The sequence below is a fragment of the Colwellia sp. MB3u-41 genome, from assembly GCF_014076845.1.
In the GTDB taxonomy this organism is placed as follows: domain Bacteria; phylum Pseudomonadota; class Gammaproteobacteria; order Enterobacterales; family Alteromonadaceae; genus Colwellia_A.
The window spans coordinates 104,152-124,779 of record NZ_JACGUT010000072.1 but is presented as its reverse complement, the minus strand read 5'-3'; the positions used below and the strand labels follow the sequence as shown (position 1 = coordinate 124,779).

Annotated in this window: 30 protein-coding genes and 1 pseudogene; 26 read left to right on the top strand and 5 right to left on the bottom strand. The window is 35.4% G+C overall.

Translation table 11 applies throughout. The annotated features are described in order from the left end of the window. Positions 1–150 precede the first annotated feature (150 nt). The 16 genes from H4J73_RS07400 to H4J73_RS07325 all read left to right on the top strand — a co-directional run bounded on the left by H4J73_RS07400 (position 151) and on the right by H4J73_RS07325 (position 9,075). A complete protein-coding gene (locus tag H4J73_RS07400) occupies positions 151–660 on the top strand; it encodes a hypothetical protein (RefSeq protein ID WP_182178755.1) in 510 nt (169 codons plus the stop codon). Positions 661–751: 91 nt separating this feature from the next. Then, positions 752–1,015 carry a hypothetical protein gene (locus tag H4J73_RS07395; protein ID WP_182178754.1) on the top strand — a complete coding sequence of 88 codons (264 nt, stop codon included), beginning with the start codon at positions 752–754 and terminating at the stop codon, positions 1,013–1,015. Between the two features lie 113 nt (positions 1,016–1,128). Beyond that, complete coding sequence (locus H4J73_RS07390; RefSeq protein WP_182223888.1) at positions 1,129–1,491, top strand: transposase; 363 nt, start codon at positions 1,129–1,131, stop codon at positions 1,489–1,491. A gap of 257 nt (positions 1,492–1,748) precedes the next feature. Beyond that, positions 1,749–2,144 (top strand): DDE-type integrase/transposase/recombinase, encoded by a 396-nt coding sequence (locus H4J73_RS07385; RefSeq protein ID WP_182178751.1) that lies wholly within the window; start codon positions 1,749–1,751, stop codon positions 2,142–2,144. After that, complete coding sequence (locus H4J73_RS07380) at positions 2,137–2,346, top strand: integrase core domain-containing protein (RefSeq protein WP_182178749.1); 210 nt, start codon at positions 2,137–2,139, stop codon at positions 2,344–2,346. The genes H4J73_RS07385 and H4J73_RS07380 overlap by 8 nt, the downstream gene beginning before the upstream one ends. 676 nt (positions 2,347–3,022) lie before the next feature. Beyond that, positions 3,023–3,562, top strand: a complete 540-nt coding sequence (locus tag H4J73_RS07375; protein WP_182176858.1) for a hypothetical protein — start codon at positions 3,023–3,025, stop codon at positions 3,560–3,562. A 141-nt stretch (positions 3,563–3,703) separates the two neighbouring features. After that, a complete protein-coding gene (locus tag H4J73_RS07370; RefSeq protein ID WP_182223887.1) occupies positions 3,704–4,075 on the top strand; it encodes an energy transducer TonB in 372 nt (123 codons plus the stop codon). 469 nt (positions 4,076–4,544) lie between these two features. Then, on the top strand, positions 4,545–4,844 hold the full coding sequence (locus H4J73_RS07365; RefSeq protein ID WP_182176860.1) for a hypothetical protein: 300 nt from the start codon (positions 4,545–4,547) through the stop codon (positions 4,842–4,844). 503 nt (positions 4,845–5,347) lie between these two features. After that, complete coding sequence (locus tag H4J73_RS07360; protein ID WP_182223886.1) at positions 5,348–5,737, top strand: hypothetical protein; 390 nt, start codon at positions 5,348–5,350, stop codon at positions 5,735–5,737. 236 nt (positions 5,738–5,973) lie between these two features. After that, positions 5,974–6,303 (top strand): hypothetical protein, encoded by a 330-nt coding sequence (locus H4J73_RS07355; RefSeq protein WP_182176862.1) that lies wholly within the window; start codon positions 5,974–5,976, stop codon positions 6,301–6,303. A gap of 160 nt (positions 6,304–6,463) precedes the next feature. Beyond that, positions 6,464–6,721 (top strand): type II toxin-antitoxin system Phd/YefM family antitoxin, encoded by a 258-nt coding sequence (locus H4J73_RS07350; protein ID WP_182176863.1) that lies wholly within the window; start codon positions 6,464–6,466, stop codon positions 6,719–6,721. Next, positions 6,709–7,008, top strand: a complete 300-nt coding sequence (locus tag H4J73_RS07345) for a type II toxin-antitoxin system RelE/ParE family toxin (protein WP_182179509.1) — start codon at positions 6,709–6,711, stop codon at positions 7,006–7,008. Before H4J73_RS07350 ends, H4J73_RS07345 begins: the two co-directional genes overlap by 13 nt. A gap of 122 nt (positions 7,009–7,130) precedes the next feature. Further along, positions 7,131–7,520, top strand: a complete 390-nt coding sequence (locus H4J73_RS07340; protein ID WP_182179507.1) for a hypothetical protein — start codon at positions 7,131–7,133, stop codon at positions 7,518–7,520. Positions 7,521–7,980: 460 nt separating this feature from the next. Further along, positions 7,981–8,262, top strand: a complete 282-nt coding sequence (locus H4J73_RS07335; protein WP_182179505.1) for a hypothetical protein — start codon at positions 7,981–7,983, stop codon at positions 8,260–8,262. A gap of 106 nt (positions 8,263–8,368) precedes the next feature. Then, on the top strand, positions 8,369–8,737 hold the full coding sequence (locus H4J73_RS07330) for a hypothetical protein (RefSeq protein ID WP_182179503.1): 369 nt from the start codon (positions 8,369–8,371) through the stop codon (positions 8,735–8,737). Positions 8,738–8,847: 110 nt separating this feature from the next. Beyond that, entirely contained in the window at positions 8,848–9,075 is a 228-nt protein-coding gene (locus H4J73_RS07325) for a hypothetical protein (RefSeq protein ID WP_182179501.1), read from the top strand. Between the two features lie 766 nt (positions 9,076–9,841). Here H4J73_RS07325 and H4J73_RS07320 read toward each other — a convergent pair. The 4 genes from H4J73_RS07320 to H4J73_RS20440 form a co-directional block, all read right to left on the bottom strand. Further along, positions 9,842–10,705: an alpha/beta hydrolase gene (locus H4J73_RS07320; RefSeq protein WP_182179499.1), complete on the bottom strand. Its 864-nt coding sequence runs from the start codon at positions 10,703–10,705 to the stop codon at positions 9,842–9,844. A 23-nt stretch (positions 10,706–10,728) separates the two neighbouring features. Beyond that, complete coding sequence (locus tag H4J73_RS07315; protein ID WP_182179497.1) at positions 10,729–10,938, bottom strand: helix-turn-helix transcriptional regulator; 210 nt, start codon at positions 10,936–10,938, stop codon at positions 10,729–10,731. Then, positions 10,938–11,513, bottom strand: a complete 576-nt coding sequence (locus H4J73_RS07310; RefSeq protein WP_220460657.1) for a DUF2975 domain-containing protein — start codon at positions 11,511–11,513, stop codon at positions 10,938–10,940. Before H4J73_RS07310 ends, H4J73_RS07315 begins: the two co-directional genes overlap by 1 nt. Before the next feature lie 838 nt (positions 11,514–12,351). Next, positions 12,352–12,504 carry a hypothetical protein gene (locus H4J73_RS20440; RefSeq protein ID WP_182179495.1) on the bottom strand — a complete coding sequence of 51 codons (153 nt, stop codon included), beginning with the start codon at positions 12,502–12,504 and terminating at the stop codon, positions 12,352–12,354. 667 nt (positions 12,505–13,171) lie between these two features. Here H4J73_RS20440 and H4J73_RS07300 point away from each other — a divergent pair. From H4J73_RS07300 to H4J73_RS07265, 8 genes and pseudogenes are all read left to right on the top strand, one after another. Continuing rightward, entirely contained in the window at positions 13,172–13,402 is a 231-nt protein-coding gene (locus tag H4J73_RS07300; RefSeq protein ID WP_259366653.1) for a hypothetical protein, read from the top strand. Between the two features lie 532 nt (positions 13,403–13,934). Further along, on the top strand, positions 13,935–14,189 hold the full coding sequence (locus tag H4J73_RS07295) for a type II toxin-antitoxin system Phd/YefM family antitoxin (RefSeq protein ID WP_182179493.1): 255 nt from the start codon (positions 13,935–13,937) through the stop codon (positions 14,187–14,189). Beyond that, positions 14,182–14,442 (top strand): Txe/YoeB family addiction module toxin, encoded by a 261-nt coding sequence (locus tag H4J73_RS07290; RefSeq protein ID WP_182179491.1) that lies wholly within the window; start codon positions 14,182–14,184, stop codon positions 14,440–14,442. The genes H4J73_RS07295 and H4J73_RS07290 overlap by 8 nt, the downstream gene beginning before the upstream one ends. A 132-nt stretch (positions 14,443–14,574) precedes the next feature. Then, positions 14,575–15,033: a GFA family protein gene (locus H4J73_RS20955; RefSeq protein WP_182179489.1), complete on the top strand. Its 459-nt coding sequence runs from the start codon at positions 14,575–14,577 to the stop codon at positions 15,031–15,033. Between the two features lie 311 nt (positions 15,034–15,344). Continuing rightward, a pseudogene (locus H4J73_RS07280) lies at positions 15,345–16,418 on the top strand (IS3 family transposase). Between the two features lie 131 nt (positions 16,419–16,549). After that, complete coding sequence (locus H4J73_RS07275; protein WP_182179487.1) at positions 16,550–17,149, top strand: helix-turn-helix transcriptional regulator; 600 nt, start codon at positions 16,550–16,552, stop codon at positions 17,147–17,149. Between the two features lie 118 nt (positions 17,150–17,267). Next, entirely contained in the window at positions 17,268–17,813 is a 546-nt protein-coding gene (locus H4J73_RS07270; protein WP_182179485.1) for a hypothetical protein, read from the top strand. Positions 17,814–17,930: 117 nt separating this feature from the next. Then, complete coding sequence (locus tag H4J73_RS07265) at positions 17,931–18,374, top strand: DUF6326 family protein (protein ID WP_182179483.1); 444 nt, start codon at positions 17,931–17,933, stop codon at positions 18,372–18,374. A gap of 87 nt (positions 18,375–18,461) precedes the next feature. Here H4J73_RS07265 and H4J73_RS07260 read toward each other — a convergent pair whose 3' ends face one another. Next, positions 18,462–18,914 carry a hypothetical protein gene (locus H4J73_RS07260; protein ID WP_182223885.1) on the bottom strand — a complete coding sequence of 151 codons (453 nt, stop codon included), beginning with the start codon at positions 18,912–18,914 and terminating at the stop codon, positions 18,462–18,464. Between the two features lie 791 nt (positions 18,915–19,705). Here H4J73_RS07260 and H4J73_RS07255 point away from each other — a divergent pair. After that, positions 19,706–20,038: a hypothetical protein gene (locus H4J73_RS07255; RefSeq protein WP_182179480.1), complete on the top strand. Its 333-nt coding sequence runs from the start codon at positions 19,706–19,708 to the stop codon at positions 20,036–20,038. Between the two features lie 126 nt (positions 20,039–20,164). After that, positions 20,165–20,623, top strand: coding sequence for a hypothetical protein (locus H4J73_RS07250; RefSeq protein ID WP_182179478.1), 459 nt, complete (start codon positions 20,165–20,167; stop codon positions 20,621–20,623). Positions 20,624–20,628: the final 5 nt, after the last annotated feature.

The window sequence follows — 20,628 nt, the reverse complement described above, 5'->3', positions numbered from 1 at the left end:
CAAGTTTGGCTAAATCGATGCCAACGACTTTAATTAAAGACATATGGACTCTCCTTTGATTGAATGCTTACACTTTCAATATGGCACATAGATGCCGTTAGTAGGGGAGTCCATATCATTCGTTAGAATCATTAGAGAAGTCCAGCAAGTATGAGATATTTACTACTTTTTGTTTTACTCCTTTTTTCATCATTGAGTTATTCAACTCAACAAATTAAAGATGAATTAGAAATGAATGGTTCAAAGTTTGATATTGATGAGTACCCACTTCAAGAGCATTCGAACTACGAATTAATAGTAAAAAAAGTTAACTCTCGAGAGTGCACAGGATCTCGGAGGGGGTATCAAGGTCAATGGCTTATCCAGAATAACAAATTTTATTTACTTTACCTTGTAAAGAACCCTTGTATGGATAGTGAATATCTTAATGCTAATGAAATCTTAGGTGAAGAGGGTTTTCTGAATGTTGCTACATGGTATACAGGCAATGTTACATTTAGAATATCACCTGTAGAACTATATAGGGTTGATGGTGATAGCGGTATTAAATATGAGGCAGTTGTATACACAATAAATCAAGGAAATGTTACGTCACGCGAAATAAAAGACATTATTCGTAGCTGGAATGATTCTAACAAGTCGTTAAAGCAGGACAAATAACAGTTGGCTTTTGCTCCTGCGTCGCTTATTTTAGCCAACAATTATTTGCCTCTTAACGAGGCGTTATGTTTTAAAGTTTAGTTGAGTGTAAATGTCTAAATATGAGATTCCAATGGACGTGATTAATCGTTTTGGTCCATTTGAAGAGTTTAAACAGGATGGTTCAATTGTCAGTATGGAACTTGTTAACGGTAAAGTGATTGAAAGAGTATTGCTTATATATCCGAACCAAGTTTTTTCTGTGCAAGGTGAAACTCATATGCCGTTTAATCCCAAAGAGGTTGTTAGGGTTTTTCAAACGGAAGTTGATTTAGCTACTCGTACATCAAGTAGTTGGTCATTTTTTGGTGTGTAATTAAAACATAACAAGCCATTCAAGTAGGACAAATAACAGTTGGCTATTTGCTCCTTGATCTTGTACCACTTTGGTTGACAGTTATTCATTAATTGTTATCAAAGAGGTTATTCATGGGACATACAAGAAAGCGACACTACGACCAATATTCACTAGCGTACAAACTTCAGGCTATTTTATTAGCTTCTCAACAAGGTGTTTTAGCTAAAGATGTAGTGGGATCTTTGGGTATTCACCCCATAATGCTCTATCGTTGGTGTATGGAACACCGCAAAGGGTCGTTGTTTACTCAACCGCTTATGAAAAATAATCAAATCGAAAATCCGCCAAAACTCAAGAAAGTAATTAGCCCTGAAAAGCTTGAACTTGCTAAAGCCAATGCGCGTATTAAAAAGCTAGAAAAACAATTGTCTCGCAGCGAGGAGGATATCGAAATCCTAAAAAAGTTCGAGCGGTTCACAAAGGAAAACCCCTAGTTAATTTTGCCTTTATTAGGGATAACTTCAGGTTAAGTAATGTCTCTCGATTATGTTATCTGCTGGGGGTATCTCGCGGTGGTTATTATGCTTGGTTTAATCGGCCAGCGTCAGCACATAAAGTCCAAGACAACCACCTTAAAGCTGAACTGATTAAGCAACACCAAGGCTTCAAACGCGCTTATGGTGCACCGAGAATGCATGTATAGCTTAAGCTTGCAGGTTTTAGCTGTAGTCGACGACGCATAACGAGGCTAATGAAAGAGCTTAACCTATGCAGTTCGATGAAAGACTTGTATTTGCGCTTACCAAATAGAGGGAAACATTACTCAACAACGAACAACCACTTAAAATATGTTGCCAAACCAAACGGAAAAAACCAACAATGGGTTGGCGATTTCACACACATCAGAACTCAAAAAGGGTGGCTTTTTCATGCAGTTGTTATGGACTTATTTACACGAAAATTGATTGGATGGTCGTTTAGTCAGCAACGTAATTCTTTGATGACACAAGCGGCATTTAAAGATGCATTAGCGAAGGAATCCCCAGGTAATAATTGCATATTTCATTCTGACCAAGGGATTGAATATGCGGCGAATGATTTTAAAGGAATTGTTGAAGAGTCGGGGGCTAATAAGGAGTATGAGTAGAAAAGCAACGCCGACAGATAATGCTGCGATGGAGTCTTACTTCCACACATTTAAGGCAGAAGCTATTCATGGGAAGCGCTTTAAAAACCAAGAAGAAGCGACTCTCGTCAGTAAGAAATACATCGCGTTTTATAATCAAGAACGATTACATTCAAGTTTAGGTTATACATCACCCGAAAAGTATGAGAAATTAAGGTTTTAAAATGTGTCTACGAAAGTGGTGTAAGATCACTTCGCTTCACATTTTAACCAACTATTTTTGTCCGCTTAAGTGGGCGTTAGGTTTCTAATTTGCAACATCGAGTATTTATATTTTTAGCTGTTTTAGTTTCATATCTTGGGTGGGTAATTTACCAACAAGACGGGTGGACTTTAATAGTGACATTGGAAGTTATATGGCTTGTTTGTACATTTGCTGGAATAAATGCAGCTTTGTTCATTAGTAAACAAGTATATCTTAAATACGATCCGTCTTTTATGCTTGTTATTGTATTTATAGTGTCTGTAATTGTCACAGCGGCATTTGAACTATCAATTATGGTTCCTTCTAGTAGTCTATTTGATTTAGCAGGTTGGGATGATAACCCTTTTCTAGTTATGTTGGGTTGGTTCAATTGGCCTTTGGGAATAATAGCCCTAACATTGGTGTGCTCGAAACCTAACAAGCCACTCAAGCAGGACAAATAACAGTTGGCTATTTGCTCCTTCGTCGCTTATTTTAGCCAACAATTATTTGCCTCTTAATGGGGCGTTATGTGTTAAATGCAAATAGAGGTTGTGTCAGTTTTACCTGAAAAGTAAATAGACAATAATCTTTTAATTTTCATGTTTTTAGATGATAATCAATACCATGAAATTTGAATAAAGCTTGGTAATAAATGACACAACATGAATATATTTTTGTAACTGTATCCATAATCATTGGATTATCACTAACACGTCTCTTACATGTGATCGGAGATTTGATTCGTTATCACGAAAAAGTTAAATTTCATTGGTCTACAGCTATATGGGGTGGAACTGTAATGGTTTTCACCCTTCAACTATGGTGGGTAGGATGGGAGCTTCATGATTTTTCTGATTGGTCTTTTATACACTTTTTAGCGCTTATCTTTGCATCAATTTTTATGTATGGTGCGGCAGAAATGGCACTTCCAGATCCAGATGATGGATATTTTGACATGATATCCCACAGTCGAGGCTTAGGTCGAGTGTCTGCAATGTCCCTATTGTTATTCTTTCTTCTTGGGCCCTATTTCAATATTGTTATGCTTAAGAATCCACTGCTTTTGTCATTGGTAATACCATTAATTGGTGTAGTAATAATGTTGCTAGTTATATTTATCCCTCGATGGTTTAAATGGTTGTCTATTATTTTTGGGTTATATTCACTATTTGTACTTTTTGTAACGGTATAAGTTAATATTAGAGCTAGTAGCTCGAAACACATAACAAGCTGTTCAAGTGGGACAAAAACAGTTTATTGTTTCATGCCTCAACATTTTAGCAAACAATCTTTTGCCCCTTAACAGGGCGTTATATTTTTAAAAGGAGTTTAAATGAAACATTTAAGTCTGTTGTTGATTATAGTTTTTTTTACTGTTGCTTGTAGTTCAAAACATGAGGCGTCCTTTGATGTACCCGCAATAACAATTAAAGACTATGAAATACAAAAATACTGGGTTCCAACGAAAAACCAACTTTCTTTTGATAATAACTTTAGACAACCCAAAGAATCTGGTTTTGTTAGAGTTCAAATTTTAATTGACTCTAAAGGAGAGATATTCAATCCAGTTATTATAGAGTCAAAAGGTGGTTGGGATAAATTTGCACTGCGGGCACTGAAAGAAATTCATTATGTAAGTACTGAGTTTAATATTAGTAAAACTCCAGTCTATGTCATAAAAGAATTCAGATTTTTAGCACCCTAAAAATATAAGAAGCCATTCAAGCAGGACTTTTAACAGTTGGTTAGGTTCCGCTTCGTTTTACATTTTAGCCAACTGCAATTTCCCCCTTAATAGAGCGTTAGTTGTACAACCATTGAGTAAATCTTATGAAGCAAAAGTCTACTATTTTTTACTGTGTTCTCTTGTTAATTTGTTTAATTGTAATACTAGCTGGTGTTTATCAATTAGGTAACATAATTGGTTCTGCGCTGTACTCTAGTAGTTTCAGTTTTGAATCAATTAGTATCTGGCAAATAGGGCTAATTGGTTCAAGCGTTTGCGGGATATTTGAATTTATAAGAACGATTAAAAAACTGAAGGTGTCACCATAGTACAACTAATAAGGCATTCAAACGGACAAAAAACAGTTGGCTTTTTTCACTTCGCTCAACATTTTAGCCAACCATTATTTGCCTCTTAATGGGGCGTTATACGTATATGGAGTTAGCAGATGAATTCAAAGTTTAATATATTATATTTAGTTATCGCTTTAGCTTTTATGAATGGATGTAGCATTTATAGTGAAGAATATTATGGTGAAGCAGAAACAAATAAAAGAGAATCATCATGTGTCAATATGGAACCATCTCAAGAAGCTAAATGTAAGGAAAGAGAGCAGACGTTAATAATCAGTTTAGGTGCTGATGAAAACTGTAATCATCCCTATGAATATGAAAGAAACAAATGTAAAAATGAAAAAGTAAAACAGAAAAAGCAACTTGATGAGTCACTTAAGAAGCATGTGAAATAATACGTATAACAAGCCATTCAAGCAGGACATATAACAGTTGGCTATTTGCTCCTTCATTGCTTATTTTAGCCAACTATTATTTACCGCTTAAGTAGACGTTAGCATTATAAGGAAATCAATCTTGAAACGGATTTAAGTATCACTTGTAAGTATTTTAAGTTTTGCTGCATTATCGGCAAATCAAAACCAATCAAAACCAATCAAAACCAATCAACATCTAAAGAATTTGACCTCGAAAATTATTCAAAGGTTAGTGAGTCTTGTGATTTTGATATTACTAAATGGAAAAATATAGTCGAGGTGTCAAACTCTAATGATGCTATTTTTTCTGGTGACGTATTATTTAAAGTACATGATAAGCAATATAAAACTAAAGAATTATATGTTAAAAATTTCTACATTCGTAAAAACTGTGAAATTAAATCAAGTTTGGTTGTTCTCATAAAATAGTGCTAACAAGCTGTTCAAGCGGGACAAATAACAGGACGTTAGGTGTATATGTAATGTTCAAATCTATATTCTTCGTTGGTTTGCTCTTTATTTCCTTGGTGAGTGAAGGGAGTGTAAACAGAACTTATGTGGTTGTTTGTAAGCAAGATGACGTTTTATCTGAGAAATGGCATTACTTCATCACACTGGCTGATATAAGATTATCTATTATTTCTGAGGGTGGTAACCTTTCGTTAATTAATTTAGATAAATTATTATTAGAAATATTGCATTATTTTTTAAAAGTTAAATGTTTAGATCCGGATATGGTTGAGAGCTTCGGTTTCTTTGAGGAACAATTACAAGATTATCCTTTAACGTCTGAGTATTCAGGTTTAGAAAACTTATTTAATCAAATTAGAAGTAAGGTGGGTACACCTAATAAGCCAATTAAGCCGAACTAAAAACAGTTTTTTCGGTTTCGCTTCGCTTCACATTTTAGCAAACAATTTTTAGCCCCTTATTAGGGCGTTAGTTTTTCATCAATCAGGATTACATTTTGAGATTCGAAAATCACCCAGGAACGATGCCAACGCAACAAATATGGCAATATAGACGAGATTTGTTTGCCTACTATGTTGGGCAAGCTCTCGGAGATAAATAGATCGGTGTATCTACCGATCAAACAAGAATACTAGAGTTGGAATTAGAAAGAGTATTTTGCTCAGGGGCTTGGGTTGCTTGTATCATTTTAGCATGTGCGTCAGGTGAAGTTTATCTTCATGCTAAAGGAGCTAAACGCGAAGCTAAATTTTTAAAACAATATAGACTCAGAGAGGCTTGGATGTCACTTGAGACTCTAAGAAATAAAATAGTCCATAAAAGCGATACACTTTCATATCAAGAATATATGCACACCCCTGAAGACCTAGAAAATGAAGCCAATAAAGCTATTCAAATAGCACTCAAAGTGATTTTATTAGGAATAAGAGAAGAGCTAGATGATTCAATTAAAGTAGAAAAAAAATAACAAGTTGCTTAAACGGACACAAACAGCTGGCTGTGCTCGTACCTCGCTATTATAGCCAGCCATTTTTATCGGCTTAGCAAAGTGTTAGCTGTATAGTTGTAACCTCGAACTTTTGTGATACTATAGTGATACATTATTTGAGTTCTAAATAGGATTTATCATGAGAGTTGAACTTGTTACGACACTTAAGCGTCAAGCTACCAAAATTTTAGCTGACCTTCACATATCCAAAGAACCGGTGTTAATTACTGAGCATGGGCAACCATCGGCTTATTTAGTTGATGTTGACGATTATGAATTTATGCAGCAACGAATGGCCATTCTTGAGGGTGTTGCACGCGGTGAGCAAGCAATTAAAAGCGGTAATACATTCTCGAATCAAGAAGTAAAAGAGAAAATGAGCAAATGGCTGAAATAATTTGGACATCTCCAGCTCTTGATGATTTAAATGATATTGCTGAGTATATTGCTTTAAGTAATATTGATGCGGCTAAGAAATTGACTCACAAAATATTTGATAAAATATCTAGGTTAGAAGAGCATCCTGAATCAGGTAAAAGACCACTTGAATTAAGTAACTTGAATTACCGTGAAGTTAATGTTGATCCTTGTCGTATTTTCTATAAAGTGGATAGCGACAAAGTTTATATATTACATGTCATGCGTCAAGAGCGAGATCTTCGTAGATTTCTTCTACAGAGCTAAATATGGCTAACAAGGCGTATAAACGGACAAAAAACAGTTGGCTGTTTCACTCCGTTCACCATTTTAGCCAACAATTTTTTGCCGCTTAACGTGGCGTTATATGCTATAGGGAGGTTATAATTTTGCGCGCTTTTATTTTATTGTTATTCATATCCTGTAATATGAGTTTTGCTACATCGTTTGCGTTGAGCGGGCCTGTTGAAGAAATAGTGTTAACGCAAAAACAAGCTGTGGAATTAGGGTTTACCCCTCAAATTGAATCTAATAGAGCATATGACTCTATGGTAAACCTAGAAATTACTTACCCTAAAAAAATAAATGAGATTGACTTTTATGCAGCCTTTGCATTGTTATCACAAGATGGGGTAGACATCACATCTAATAAAGTATTAAACAGCACAAAAAAGGTTGTTATTAAGGTTAATCGTGCGGTGGTTACAAATGTTAAAGTATCCTTTTTCTTCGGTAAATTTAAAAAATATATAGTAAGCTACGACTTAAATAGCATATAACAAGTTACTCAAACGGACAAAAAACAGTTGGCTATTTTCACTTCGTTCAACATTTTAGCCAACAATTTTTTGCCGCTTAATGTGGCGTTATGCGGCATTGCGAATTCGATTAAATGTAATTGTGGTAGTTGTCTTTTCTTTATCTTGGTTATTTACGCGTAATCAAATCTATTTCAGTTTTTGGTTGAATAGTTTTTCGCCAAAGTAGGTAAGTGATAAATTCACTTTTCATTAGTGGCTCAAAATTAACGGTTTAGTGTGTCGCAATGCTGTGATTTTTAATGTGCATTTTATGTCGTTAATATTTATATAAATTGTGCTGTTTGTGGTAGTGTAAAAATCGCATAACAAGTCATTAAAGCAGGACAAATAACAGTTGGCTGTTGTTTGTGCCTCACACATTTTAGCCAACAATTTTTTGCCGCTTATGTGGCGTTATATGTACAAGGAGTAACAAGCATTGTTTAATAAATTAATTCCAGTTTCGCTGATTGTTTTGCTATCAGCTTGTGGTGCAACTAAACCACCACCATACCAAAAAGATAGAAAACCAGAGAATAGAGAACAATACAATGGTTTAGAAGGTATGGCTCAGTATCAAAAAGATCAGATTTATTTACTCAGCAAAGAATTATCTGACAAATGTACGACTGCAAAAATTGATTTAGCAATGGCAGAAACAGATAATAATTTTGAAGAAATTAAAATTCAAAAAGCACTAATTGGCAGCACTTGCATATAACAAGTTATTCAAGTGGGACAAATAACGTTGGCTATTTGCTCCTTCGTCGCTTATTTTAGCCAACTATCATTTGCCTCTTAATGGGGCGTTATAGTGCAATCAGGTTATGAGAAAATTCATATATATCAAATTAAGACAAAGTAGGGTTGAGGCTAGAATAGTTGACAAAACTACAGATGAAGTTTTTTCCGCTAAAGCGTTAAGTCATCCTAGAACTATGGTTGGTGATTTTGAGCAATTAGTTGAGCTTTATAAAAGTATTATTGAACATTATAAGACTTGGACTGATTATATTTTTAAGCCGGATTTACTTATTCACTTTGTTGAAAAATCAGAAGGTGGGTATACAAATTCTGAAACGAAAATTATGAAATTAGCCAGTGAACAAGCTGGCTCCCATTTTTCATGGTTATGCCTCGACGTTTATGGCCCTCTTTCAGATTATGAATTAAAAAATGTAAAAAAGGCGCTATAACAAGTTTATTAAATATCGTTACGGCCAAAAAACGGCCTTCACTGGACGCGCAAAAAACGCGCGCCATTTATAAAAAGCGTTATGTGACAAATTGAATATTAGGATGAATGATGAGTAGAAATGTAGACATGGATGACTTTTTACAATTTATTCGAGATGAATTGGGTGAAGGAATCTGGATTCCTCTCCACAAAAATCTCAACAAAGATGATAAATCCGAAGATGGATCTTTATATTCATGTTTGGTTTCTCCCGATGAAAAAGAACAAGCTATGGAGGGATACGGCTGGGATTTATTGCCTGGTGACGGAGGCCCGTCCATAGTATTAAGTGGTTAAAATAATATTTGGTATGAACCAAACAGCTCAAAATATATTCCTTTAGTTAGCCTCAGAGAGTTCCACGGAAGACGCGAGCCTTATCGTGAAATTTTACAAGAGCTAGTTCTCTTCCTTGAGTTATATCATGATTCAGCTAACTGTAAGTATGTTGTAGATAATGAAAATGGGACTGAAATTGACGTCATCAAATACTCGGAAAAGGAAACTGTAATAAGAAAGTCATTTTTGAGAGCATTCATGTCGGCTAGACAAATGAATCTGCTTTTGTTTTTCGAAAACTCCAGACATAAAGAAGGTAATGAAAGGTTGGCTGATGAGCACGTTAATGAAGCCGCTATTTCATTCACTAGGTTTTGGGATAACTCATATGTTAAAAAAGGGATAGGGGGTCAAGTTGCTTGATTAATAAAACTTTTAATTAATTAATTAGGGGTACCCATAGACTTTTAATCAACGTAAGCGACTAATAAACCTACGTCCTTATGCTACCTATCAACCTGCTGCATAATTTACTCATCATAAACGTATGAGTAAAACAAAGTGTCTGTAATCAAAAATACAAACCAAGACGCTCCGTTTTGGCCAGTATGAATTAGTATGAAGAAATTAGAGGTACCCAGAGTCTCATTAATCAAGTAACTTGACCCCCTATTTTTTTCTGACCCCAGTTTATTGTTGACTAAGGAAGTCTTAATTTTCCTTAGTCAAATATGGATATTCGCATGAGCGATGGTGCAAGTGGAAATCTAAATAGATAATTTGTTTATAGGTTTGCCAAAAATTTTTGATATTGGGTCATTGTATCCTTGTTTTCTATCATCCCTTGGTGACCAATATTAGGAACCATAATTAGCTGCTTGTTAGCAGATTGGCTCTGCGCGAATAGTTTTTCTGCTAATTTTGCCGGTACTTCTTCATCTTTTTCGCCCGCAATAACTAATAACGGGCCGTTGTAATGCATAGACACGACCTTTAGATTGTCTGCGTTGCGGAAGTCTTCAGATATTTCTACGGTCATAAACGGTGAGATATACCATGGTGTTTTTTCAGCAACCCAGTCGTCGGCGTTCGTGGCAGAGCCATGTAGCACCAAAGCATCTATCTTATTGTTCTTGGCTAAATCAGCAGCAATAAAGCTACCGAGTGAATAACCATGTAAAATGACCTTTTGCGGCTGATAATGCTGATGTAAATAATCAAGTTGAAATTGTGCATCATTTATAAGACTTTTAATGCTAGGTTCACCCTCACTAGCCCCTAAACCACGACGATCTAAGACAAATATGTCGGTGCCAAGCGACCACAAATCACGCAATGCTGATTTGCCGTATGGCTCAATCTTCATTCCGTTACCTTGAAAAAAAACGAGGGTTGTTTGACTCGATGGATTATCAATATGAAAACCACTTAGGGTAATTAAGTCGCTTGTTTGTATATTTACCTGTGTGATGACCCCATTGGGTATCGCAGCTCTAAGTTCTTGGGTAAATTCATCGCTGAATGCGACGGGGGTATCACTGCTGGCAATAAAAGTGCTTTCATTAATACGCACTGTGCACCCCGACATCACTAAAAGCATGGCGCATACACAAATGCACGATTTGATATTGTTGAATAGTGTTCGCATTTTGTTTTCCCTAATATGTAAGTTTATGTTTGGTCTTTGTAAAGTAAAATATCACCTGGTTCGCACTTCAAGTGCTGGCAAATGGAGTTTAATGTTGAAAAACGTATGGCTTTTGCCCTGCCGCTTCTCAATACTGATAAATTTTGAGGGGTAATACCAACCAACTCGGCAAGTTGTGTTGATTTCATTTTTCGTTTGGCAAGCATCACATCAAGCTCAATTATAATAGCCATTAAATTGTTAACTCTGCCTCTTCTTCCAACTCAGTGGCGTGCCTCATCACCCATGCAATACAATAAAAAATCATGCCAAAGAGTGCATACTTTAATTCTTGGTCACCAAGAATAAGAATATACGACACCTCATATCCTAATCCTGCAACATGAAGTATAAACGCAACTAATATCGGATAAAAAAGGCTAATCACTATCCACGCTATAAATACAACGGCTTTGTTGATTAGGCATTTGAAGTTACGTGCAGTAAATACCTGCCTTTGTTGATATAAACTAAAAAGTCGATACAAAAAGTAGTAGATGAAAATATATGGCAGTATTTTAACCGTCCCTAGAATAAGCCCAGGGTGAAAGCCTGCGGCATGTAATGACGAGGCTAATAGCGACCAAGAGCCGTTAAAGTCGACTATTAAAATACTATAAAACAACCCCCACCAGTCAATTCTTAACACATATTCATTGCCAACATATTTGCCCAACATCATGGTGCCAACAAAGCTACTAAGTTGCAGAAGTGCCAAAAATAAAATTAGCAGTTTAATCCATCTGCTTAGTGAAGTGATTTTTTCCATAATGATTCGACGTTTAATTGATCTAATATAAATGTATCACGTTTAATGTTGGTAGGTAATTAGTTATCGATAAACAGTAATTAATCTATTTAAAGTTTATTTAGTAATTCTCAGATACACAACAAACTTTTCGTGTGTATTGTGAAATTATGTCGATAAATAAGCTAAGGCATTAATGGCATGCCTTAATAAACAGTAGCAACAACGAACTAAATATTTATATTTTGGAAGCTAGATTTAGAATAAAAGGGAATAGATCGTAATAACATGAACCGATCGGTCAATTACACTCTATGTCAGGCTTGTTGTTGTGCTTGTTTTCAATCAATAAAAATAGAGGGCGCGATATGATAAATGAAACATTATTCCCTAGAACGTTAAAAGGCCGTTATTCAAAAGATGATGCCGCGAAGGGATAGGGGGTCAAGTTGATTGATTAATAAGACTTTTAATTAATTAATTAGGGGTACCCATAGACTTTTAATCAACGTAAGCGACTAATAAACCTACGTCCTTATGCTACCTATCAATCTGCTGCATAATTTACTCATCATAAACGTATGAGTAAAACAAAGTGTCCGTAATCAAAAATACAAACCAAGACGCTCCGTTTTGGCCAGTATGGATTAGTATGGATTAGTATGGATTAGTATGAAGAAATTAGAGGTACCCAGAGTCTTATTAATCAAGTAACTTGACCCCCTATTTTTTCCACAGGTGGTTTGACAATCGGTATCCAATCCCAAGGTTTATTGAGCACATGGCGATAAAAGAATTGAATAGCATTGCGAGCAATCTTAACGGCACTCCATGATTTGGTCTGCACCAGTGACAAAAATTAAGCCTTAAGCTGTACGGCAGTTAATGTATCGGGGCAGGTATAAAAAAACACCACCACCTGCCGCAGGCAGCGGCTATACATGTCAACGGTTTTAGGACTTTTACCTTGCAAGGTGAGTTCATTTAGATATGCTTTGTCGTTGATGTTCATAACAATACTCCTAAGGCACCTTCAATGTTGAAGGTTATAAGTGTAGTACAGACGATAACTCCTTCTGCCGCAAAGCGGCTTCGTTCCGCTTCGTTCCGCTTCGCTACACATTATAGCCAACAATTTTTGTCCGCTTAAGTGGGGGTTATGTACCGCCTTCTTTTATGGGTAAATTCTTTTAATAAGTTTGGTGGTTTCAAGTTGGTTTAGTATTTCTGGCCTTGAGTTTTCGCTTTGTAGTTTTGTTAATATCGCTATAAAACGAGTGGTTTCGCAAAGCTAAATTTGTGTCACGCTTTTTACGTTTATTTGGTGGCTCAAAATTCACAGTTAGGTTTATGTTAGGCGGTGGGTGTGTTTTGTTTCTTCCGTTTATCTGTTTGATTTTAGAATTTTTTGTTAGTATAAAGTTCATAATAACCAATTACATAACAAGCTATTCAAACGGACGCTAAACAGTTGGCTAGCTTCGTTCCTCGCAATTTTAGTCAACAATTTTTCGCCGCTTACATAGGGCTTTATATGCTTTTATCGGGTTGAGTGTAATATTTTGCATATCGAGTTTAATCAAAAATAATGCTGTGATCACTTTGGCGCTAAATTTTCACCTGTAGAACAAACTTAACTTGTAACTATTTCTAATGGTATTTATGAGGGTGTTGTTCCGGTGGAAGGTGTTAGATACCCTTCACCAGAACATATGAGCGGTTGGTGGTTAACTACCGATGAATATGATGGTAATTTAGATTCACTGGTCACCGTACATTTTCATCATTTAATTGAGAAACGCCCTGAATTAGCGTTATACATGGCGCTACCATTTGGCTACCGTTTTAATTTAGGTGGTAAAGATGAACACGTTTGGCTAGACCATGAAGTGGCAAACGAAAGCATATAACAAGCCATTCAAGCAGGACTTTTAACAGTTGGTTAGGTTCAGCTTCGCTTCACATTTTAACCAACAATTAAAAACCTCTTAAGTAGGCGTTATGCGGCATTGCGAATTCGATTAAATGTAATTGTGGTAGTTGTCTTTTCTTTATCTTGGTTATTTACGCGTAATTAAATCTATTTCAGTTTTTGGTTGAATAGTTTTTCGCCAAAGCAGGTAAGTGGTAAATTCACTTTTCGTTAGTGGCTCAAAATTCACGGTTTGGTGTGTCGCAATGCTGTGGTTTTTTAAATGTGCATTTTATGTCGCTAATATTTATATAAATTGTGCAGTTTGTGTAATGTAAAAATCGCATAACAAGGCATTCAAACGGACAAAAAACAGTTGGCTGTCTCACTTCGTTTACATTTTAGCCAACAATTTTTTGCCGCTTAAGTGGGCGTTAGCTGCTTCAACTAAACTTGTACATCATCTTGCACAAGTGACTCTTTTTAGTTAGACTTGTCTTATTAAATGTACAACTAAAAATAAGGCTATTATGAGAATTGTATCTTTTACTGAAGCAAGAAATGGGCTTAAATCTGTACTTGATCATGTCGTAAACGACGCTGATTATACGGTAATTACACGTAGAGATTCTGAAGATGCTGTTGTTATGTCTATGGATCATTACAACAGCTTGATGGAAACTGTTCATTTATTAAAGTCACCTGCTAACGTAGTTCACTTAACCCGTTCTATTGAGCAATTTAAATCAGCTCAAGTGATTGAGCGAGAAATATTAAATGACTAGGTTGTTAGCGTGGACCAATGATGCATGGGCTGATTACGAATATTGGCAAGGGCAAGATAAAAAAACGCTTAAAAGAATTAATAAATTAATTACAGACACTAAACGTTCCCCATTTGAGGGGATCGGAAAGCCTGAACCGCTAAAAGAAAATTTATCAGGTTTTTGCTCTAGACGTGTGGATGAATCCAATCGCCTAGTATATGCCGTTAGTGATAGTCATATAACAGTTATATCATGTCGCTATCATTATTAATTATAACCAGTAGCTAACAAGTTGCTCAAACGGAAAAATAACAGTTGGGCATCGCTTCGCAATTATAGCCAACCATTATTTTCCACTTAGCAAGACGTTAGGGGCTTATACCGATAATCAGAAGGAGGCACCATGCAAACATCTTGTTCATGTCCATGCGAAGAGAGTGAGGTAATAGTCAAAAATCATCCCGTAATTCGATTTATATGCCATTGCAAAATTTGCCAAGAGGTTTATCGTAAGCCGTTCGCTGATATTGTTGCGGTAAGATCTAACCAAGTGATTAAACCTATTAATCCTACAATCCGATTCGCTAAACATCGTTTTCCACCTGCAGTAAACCGAGGTTTTTGTCCTTCATGCAACAGCCCAGTGGTAGCATTTTTGCCTTTAGCTCCAGCCTTTGGCTTGTCCTTTATCCCAGCAGAAAATTTCTCCAAAGATTATGAATTGCCTAAACCAGTTCTGCATTCGTTTTATGATCGGCGGGTTGATGATGTAGATGATAATTTACCAAAGTTTAATGGCTATTGGCCCAGTCAGTGGGCAGTATCAAGTCGTTTTGTCTCCACTATTCTACGTCTAGGCTAAAACGTGCCTAACAAGAAAATCAACAAGGACTAAAAAGTATGGGCTATTACGCTTCGCTTCATTTAGCCCACAATTTTTAGCCTGTTATTTAAAGAGTATTCACGTTGAAGTGTCCACATTGCGATAAAAAACAAGTCTGTTTTCTAAAACTTTGAATAAATTTGGCAAAGTTAAAGTATGCCCTCATTGCTCTGAAAAATTTAAATTTTTTATAAATTTTAAAGTGGCTGCCATTTTATTTATACCTGTGACGTGGTCTAATTGATATGACTACCCCAGTTAAGACATAATAGACTTAATTGGAGATACAAATGAAAAACTGTAAAACCTATCTAAAAGAATTCAAACTAGATGCAATTGCACTCGTTAGAGATAAAACTACGCTGTAGCAGAAGCCGCTAGAAATTTAGACGTCAGTGCACAAGTGCTTGGTCGATGGATCAAAGAAGCTGAAAATGATGATGGTCATGCTTTTAGAGGGAATGGAAAGCTAACGCCAGAGCAAGATGAAATCCGTAAACTTAAAGCTCAAGTAAAGCGCCTAGAAATCGAGCGTGAGCTATTAAAAAAAGCGACGGTCTTCTTTGCAATAGAAACGAAATAAAAGACTCGTTTGTTACCCAACATAAGAAGATCTGGCCTGTGATACTGATGTGTCGAGTACTGGGTATAAAAAGTAACAATTATTATAGTTATCAGAAAAGAAAGGCTCAAAGACGTACTCAAAAAGCGTTGAATGCACTCAGCTTCCCAGTTAGCCGTGGAAAAACAGCGCAATTAATGAAAGAAACAAACGTTTGGGTACGTTACAAGAAAAAATATAAAGCAACGACAAACAGCGAACACAACAAGCCCGTTTACGCGAACGAACTTGAGCAAGACTTTGATGTGCAACAACCTAACCAAGCGTGGGTGCAAGATATTACCTACATATGGACTTCAGAAGGCTGGCTATATTTGGCGATAGTAATCGACCTGTACTCTCGTAAAGTTGTCGGTTGGAGCATGGGTTCAAGAATGAAAGCTCAACTTGTACCATGGCAATGTGGCAAAGAAAACCAAAGGCTGGACTGATAGTGCATTCAGATCAAGGTGTTCAATATGCGAGTCATCAATATAGACGAATACTCAAGTTACATGGCTTTGTTGGTAGTATGAGTAAGAAAGGTTGCTGCTGGGATGATGCGGTAGCAGAGAGCTTCTTTGGTAGTTTAAAAAAAGAACGCGTGCATTGGCGTAACTATCGAACACGTTATGCAGCTTAACAAGATGTGCTGAACTACATCACGATGTGGTACAACAGCAAAAGAATGCACTCATATCTTGGTTATCAAAACCCCAATGAATTTGAGTGTAAAGAAAGAGAATTGAAAAAGGTAGCTTAGCGAACTTAACTAGGGTGTCTGAATTTAGTTGACCAGGTCAGCCTGTCGTTAAATTGACGTAAACATGTCGTATACAAATAAGGATTTTTTTTACAGGATACAGTTTCGATTTATCTGTGTGAGAAATACAAATGGAAATGATAATAAACGCTGAAAAAGTTATAGCAGAACGTAAAATTAGAGCTTGGAGTCAACAACACTTAGCTGATGCCAGCGCTGTGAGTTTAAGAACTATTCAAAGGGTAGAAAATAATGGTTCTGGCTCTTTAGAGACAATTAAAGCATTAGCATCTTGTTTTGAGTTAAATGTAGATATGTTATTCGAACCTAAAGTTGAAGTTATTAATAAAAAGCCAAAATCAAAGGCTAAAACAAAACCTAAGATAGTAGTTTTCTGTTCATTTATTTTAGCATTACTTAGCAGCGTTCTATTTATCGTGCCAACAAGTATGGCATCCAATTTAACAATTAGTGCGGAGAGTATAAAAACGAATACGCATGAAGGGTACAGTATATACAATAAAAATGTTGTCATATTTTTACCTAAAGGTATGTCGCATAAAGTGGTAATTGACTCTAATTGGAAAACTAACTCATCATCTCCTTCCAGTGGTGGTATTAATATTTATTTAGAGCACTCTGTAATCTCCATTGGTAAAGCTTCAATTACAACAACAGAGAGTGGGACTAAAATTACAACCGAATACGCTAAATTATCAGTGCTTTATTAGCATACCATTAACAAGGGTTTCAAGCGGGACTGCTAACAGTTTGCTCGGTTCCGCTTCGTTACACATTTTAGCAAACTATTATCAGCCCCTTAAATGGGCGTTATTTTTATGAGGAAATATGGATTTATCCCTAGTAATTTCAATAATATCACTAGCCATAGCATTGTTTGTTGCTATCTACTCTATTTATAACATTGAGCGAGACAATTCAAAAATTGAAGCTTGGGCAGAAGTTAGTGTCTTTCGCGGGTTTCATGAAAAAAATGTAGGAACTAAAACTCTTATGGTAACCATTGCAAACATTGGGCGTAGACCTATTATTATTAAAGGGCTTAAAATTGAAGCTAAAGGTATGACCTTTGATATTCCAGCAAAGGAACCTGATGCCGAAGTTTCATATAATATTAACTCCACGTCTAATTACGAGGGTGTTAATGAAAAAATTAGAAAGCAATTTGCTACTAAAAATACTTGTGTGGTATTGAAAGAAGGTGAGTTTTTTGAAAGAGAACTTGCCATATCAGGTAATAGTAACGATTTAGTTGCCTTTATTAATGATGAATTACATGAAGGAGAAAATTTATATATACAAGATATACAGGGGCGTTTGTATTCTGTTGGTAATTTCAAAGGTAAACTAGAGTCCTTCAATAAAAAAACATAACAAACAATTCAACAAATCACGTAACAGTTGGCTGTGCTCATTCTTCGCTATCTTGGCCAACTATTACTTAGCTCGTTAATATGGGCGTTATACGTTATCGATAATAGGGAGTTTTGAATGAGTTCAGTTAAAAGTAATACGGAAGTTTATGAAGATTTTAAAATCAATATAAAATTAAAGATTTCTGCCCTTTGGGTAGCGGTTATGTTTTGTTATGTTTACGGTGACTATATACAGATTTATGTACCTGGAATATTGGCAGATGCTATGGCGGTTAAAGCAACGGCTGAAACTCAATTAGAGTTTTTTGCCGTTGCTTTATTAATGTCAATGCCAAGTGTGATGATATTTTTTACCCTAGTGGTTCAACCTAAGATCAATCGTTGGTTGAATATAATACTGAGCACACTTTATATAGTTATTCTTATTGCAACTAATTTGACAGAAACTTGGGTGTTTTACCTGTTTTTAACTGCGATAGCGGTTCTACTCTCAGTGGCGATTATTTGGTATGCATGTAAATGGCCTAAAGTGGATATATCACTAGCAAGTAACGTATAACAAGCTAATCAACAGGACTAAAAGTGGGAGCTGCTCTGTTCGCTTCGCTCCATTTTAGCCCACTGTCATTTTCTGCTTATGTAATCGTTAGCTGTATTTGTAGTACCCTGCTACTTTTTTAAATATTTCTGTTATTTCAAGAGAGTGCTCAATTTTTCTTAATTCCAATATTTTATTTTGAGCTTTAAGATATGCTTGTTCAAAGGTTTTGTTATCAATCGTTATATCAGTTTTTTTCTGTTTTCCATTTACGCTAATTTGAATATGTAAAATCTTTTTTATCGAACCATTTTTATTTTTTAATGTTCGTTTTAGTCCAATAACTGTTCCATCAGGATGAAATATCTTATTTATATCTAACTGCATACGTATTTGGCGATATAGTCTTTTTTGAGATATTTCTTCTTGTCTTTTCTCTGCTAAAATTTTAGCTTTGTCACCATGCTTGGCAATAGAAAAGTACTCTTGAATACCGAACACCTTATCTTGAATTCTATATCGCTTAACATTTTGTATATTTGGATGTGCCATGACAGTCATAAATGTAATTTTAACCTGCGTTTATTGGAATTAATTATAAATCGTTCATTCCTTAAACTTATAAGCCAGCGGAAGTATAAGTATTTTAATGTAATATTCAAACTTAAATATAAGCTAAAAATGCAATTTCCTTTCTATGCAACATTTAGACAACATGCGGCTAACAAGGCATTCAAACGCTCGCATAACAGTTGGCTATTTGCTCCTTTGTCGCTTATTTTAGCTAACTATCATTTGCCTCTTAGTGGGTATTATGCAAAAGCAATATTACGGAGATTTAATCAATGATTGGCGTAAATGAACTTACTTATTTTTTCGGTTTGTGTACTGTAATAAATCTTGGTGTTTATTGGTCGTAGATTTATTGGAAACTCTGTAGTAGTGGATTATTTACTCAACCTACTAAAGGTGACGTTAAGCTTTCTATGCGTGCGGAGAGTGAAATAAATGCCCACTTACCTATAACATCGATTCAGATACCCTCTTATTTGTTCGGGTAGGTATACAAAATAAATTTATGTATAACTTTCAATTGCCAAATTATGAAAAGATAACGTAGACATGAATGCTTTTGTTGATGCTATGCTAGCTCACCAAATATTAAAAAGTCTGTTTGTACTATAGAAGATATAAAAATCTTTAGAGACTTAAAAATAATGTGTCTTATTGTTATTTTGACGCGAATAAAAATATTACAATGATATACGTAGATAAAAAAGTATGCTTAAAACATAATAATGCGCTCAAACGGCTAATAAACCGTTGGCAGCTAATAAAGCAAAGAGGGTCAGATGGAAAACTTAAACACTGAAGCAGAAATAAGCTTTAGATTTAATCACTTAGATAAGATGCAAGCTTTTACGCTAGAGCGAGAGATATTAGGGGCTATACGTGATAATCATGTTGAAAATAACCGTTATGTTGTTTATGTGCCATTAACAGATAAACATTTTGATGAGATAAATGACTATTATGTACGCCAAAGAGTTGAGATAGATGATTGTGATATATTCATTTCAGTAAGCTCTGGTTCAGGAACTAATACCATTGATATACCCACAATAGTTAATCGCATGCTTAAGTATATTGATTGTAAATTAACCTTTTCATTTACGGTAGTATAAATACTTTATAACTGGACACTTATTACGAGTACCTTAAATTGTTATATTCTTATCTTGTAGATTATAGTTAACTGTTTTTTATCAGTAAGTCAGACGTTATATAGACAAAAGGGTTAGGAGGTATAAATGAAAAACGGATTTACTGGAGTCTTTGCTATTGCATCAGTATTAAAGACATTAGTGCTTTGTGTGCTAACACTTGGCTCATATTTGATGTACAAGCTATATCAATTCTCTGTTCAAATAAACCGACATACCGAATTAAAAATATCTAAAACTTTTATTTTTATAACCCTTTTTTTATATACACTTTCATTGGGTAGCTTACTTCATGCGCTAGCCAATTGGCAGGAACCTGGTATTTTAAATGTTATAATTGGTTTTCATGTAATATCCTCTATTTTCGATGTAACATGGATAATTATGGTGCGTAAACGTATTAATTTAATTGCTGGTGCTACTAAAGGTGACAAACTTTGGTTAAACCCATTTATTACCTCAATATTCCATGTTATTTATATGCAACATAAAATAAACCAAGGTTTGGCTAAAATGCATATAACAAATAACTCAAATACCCACTAAACACC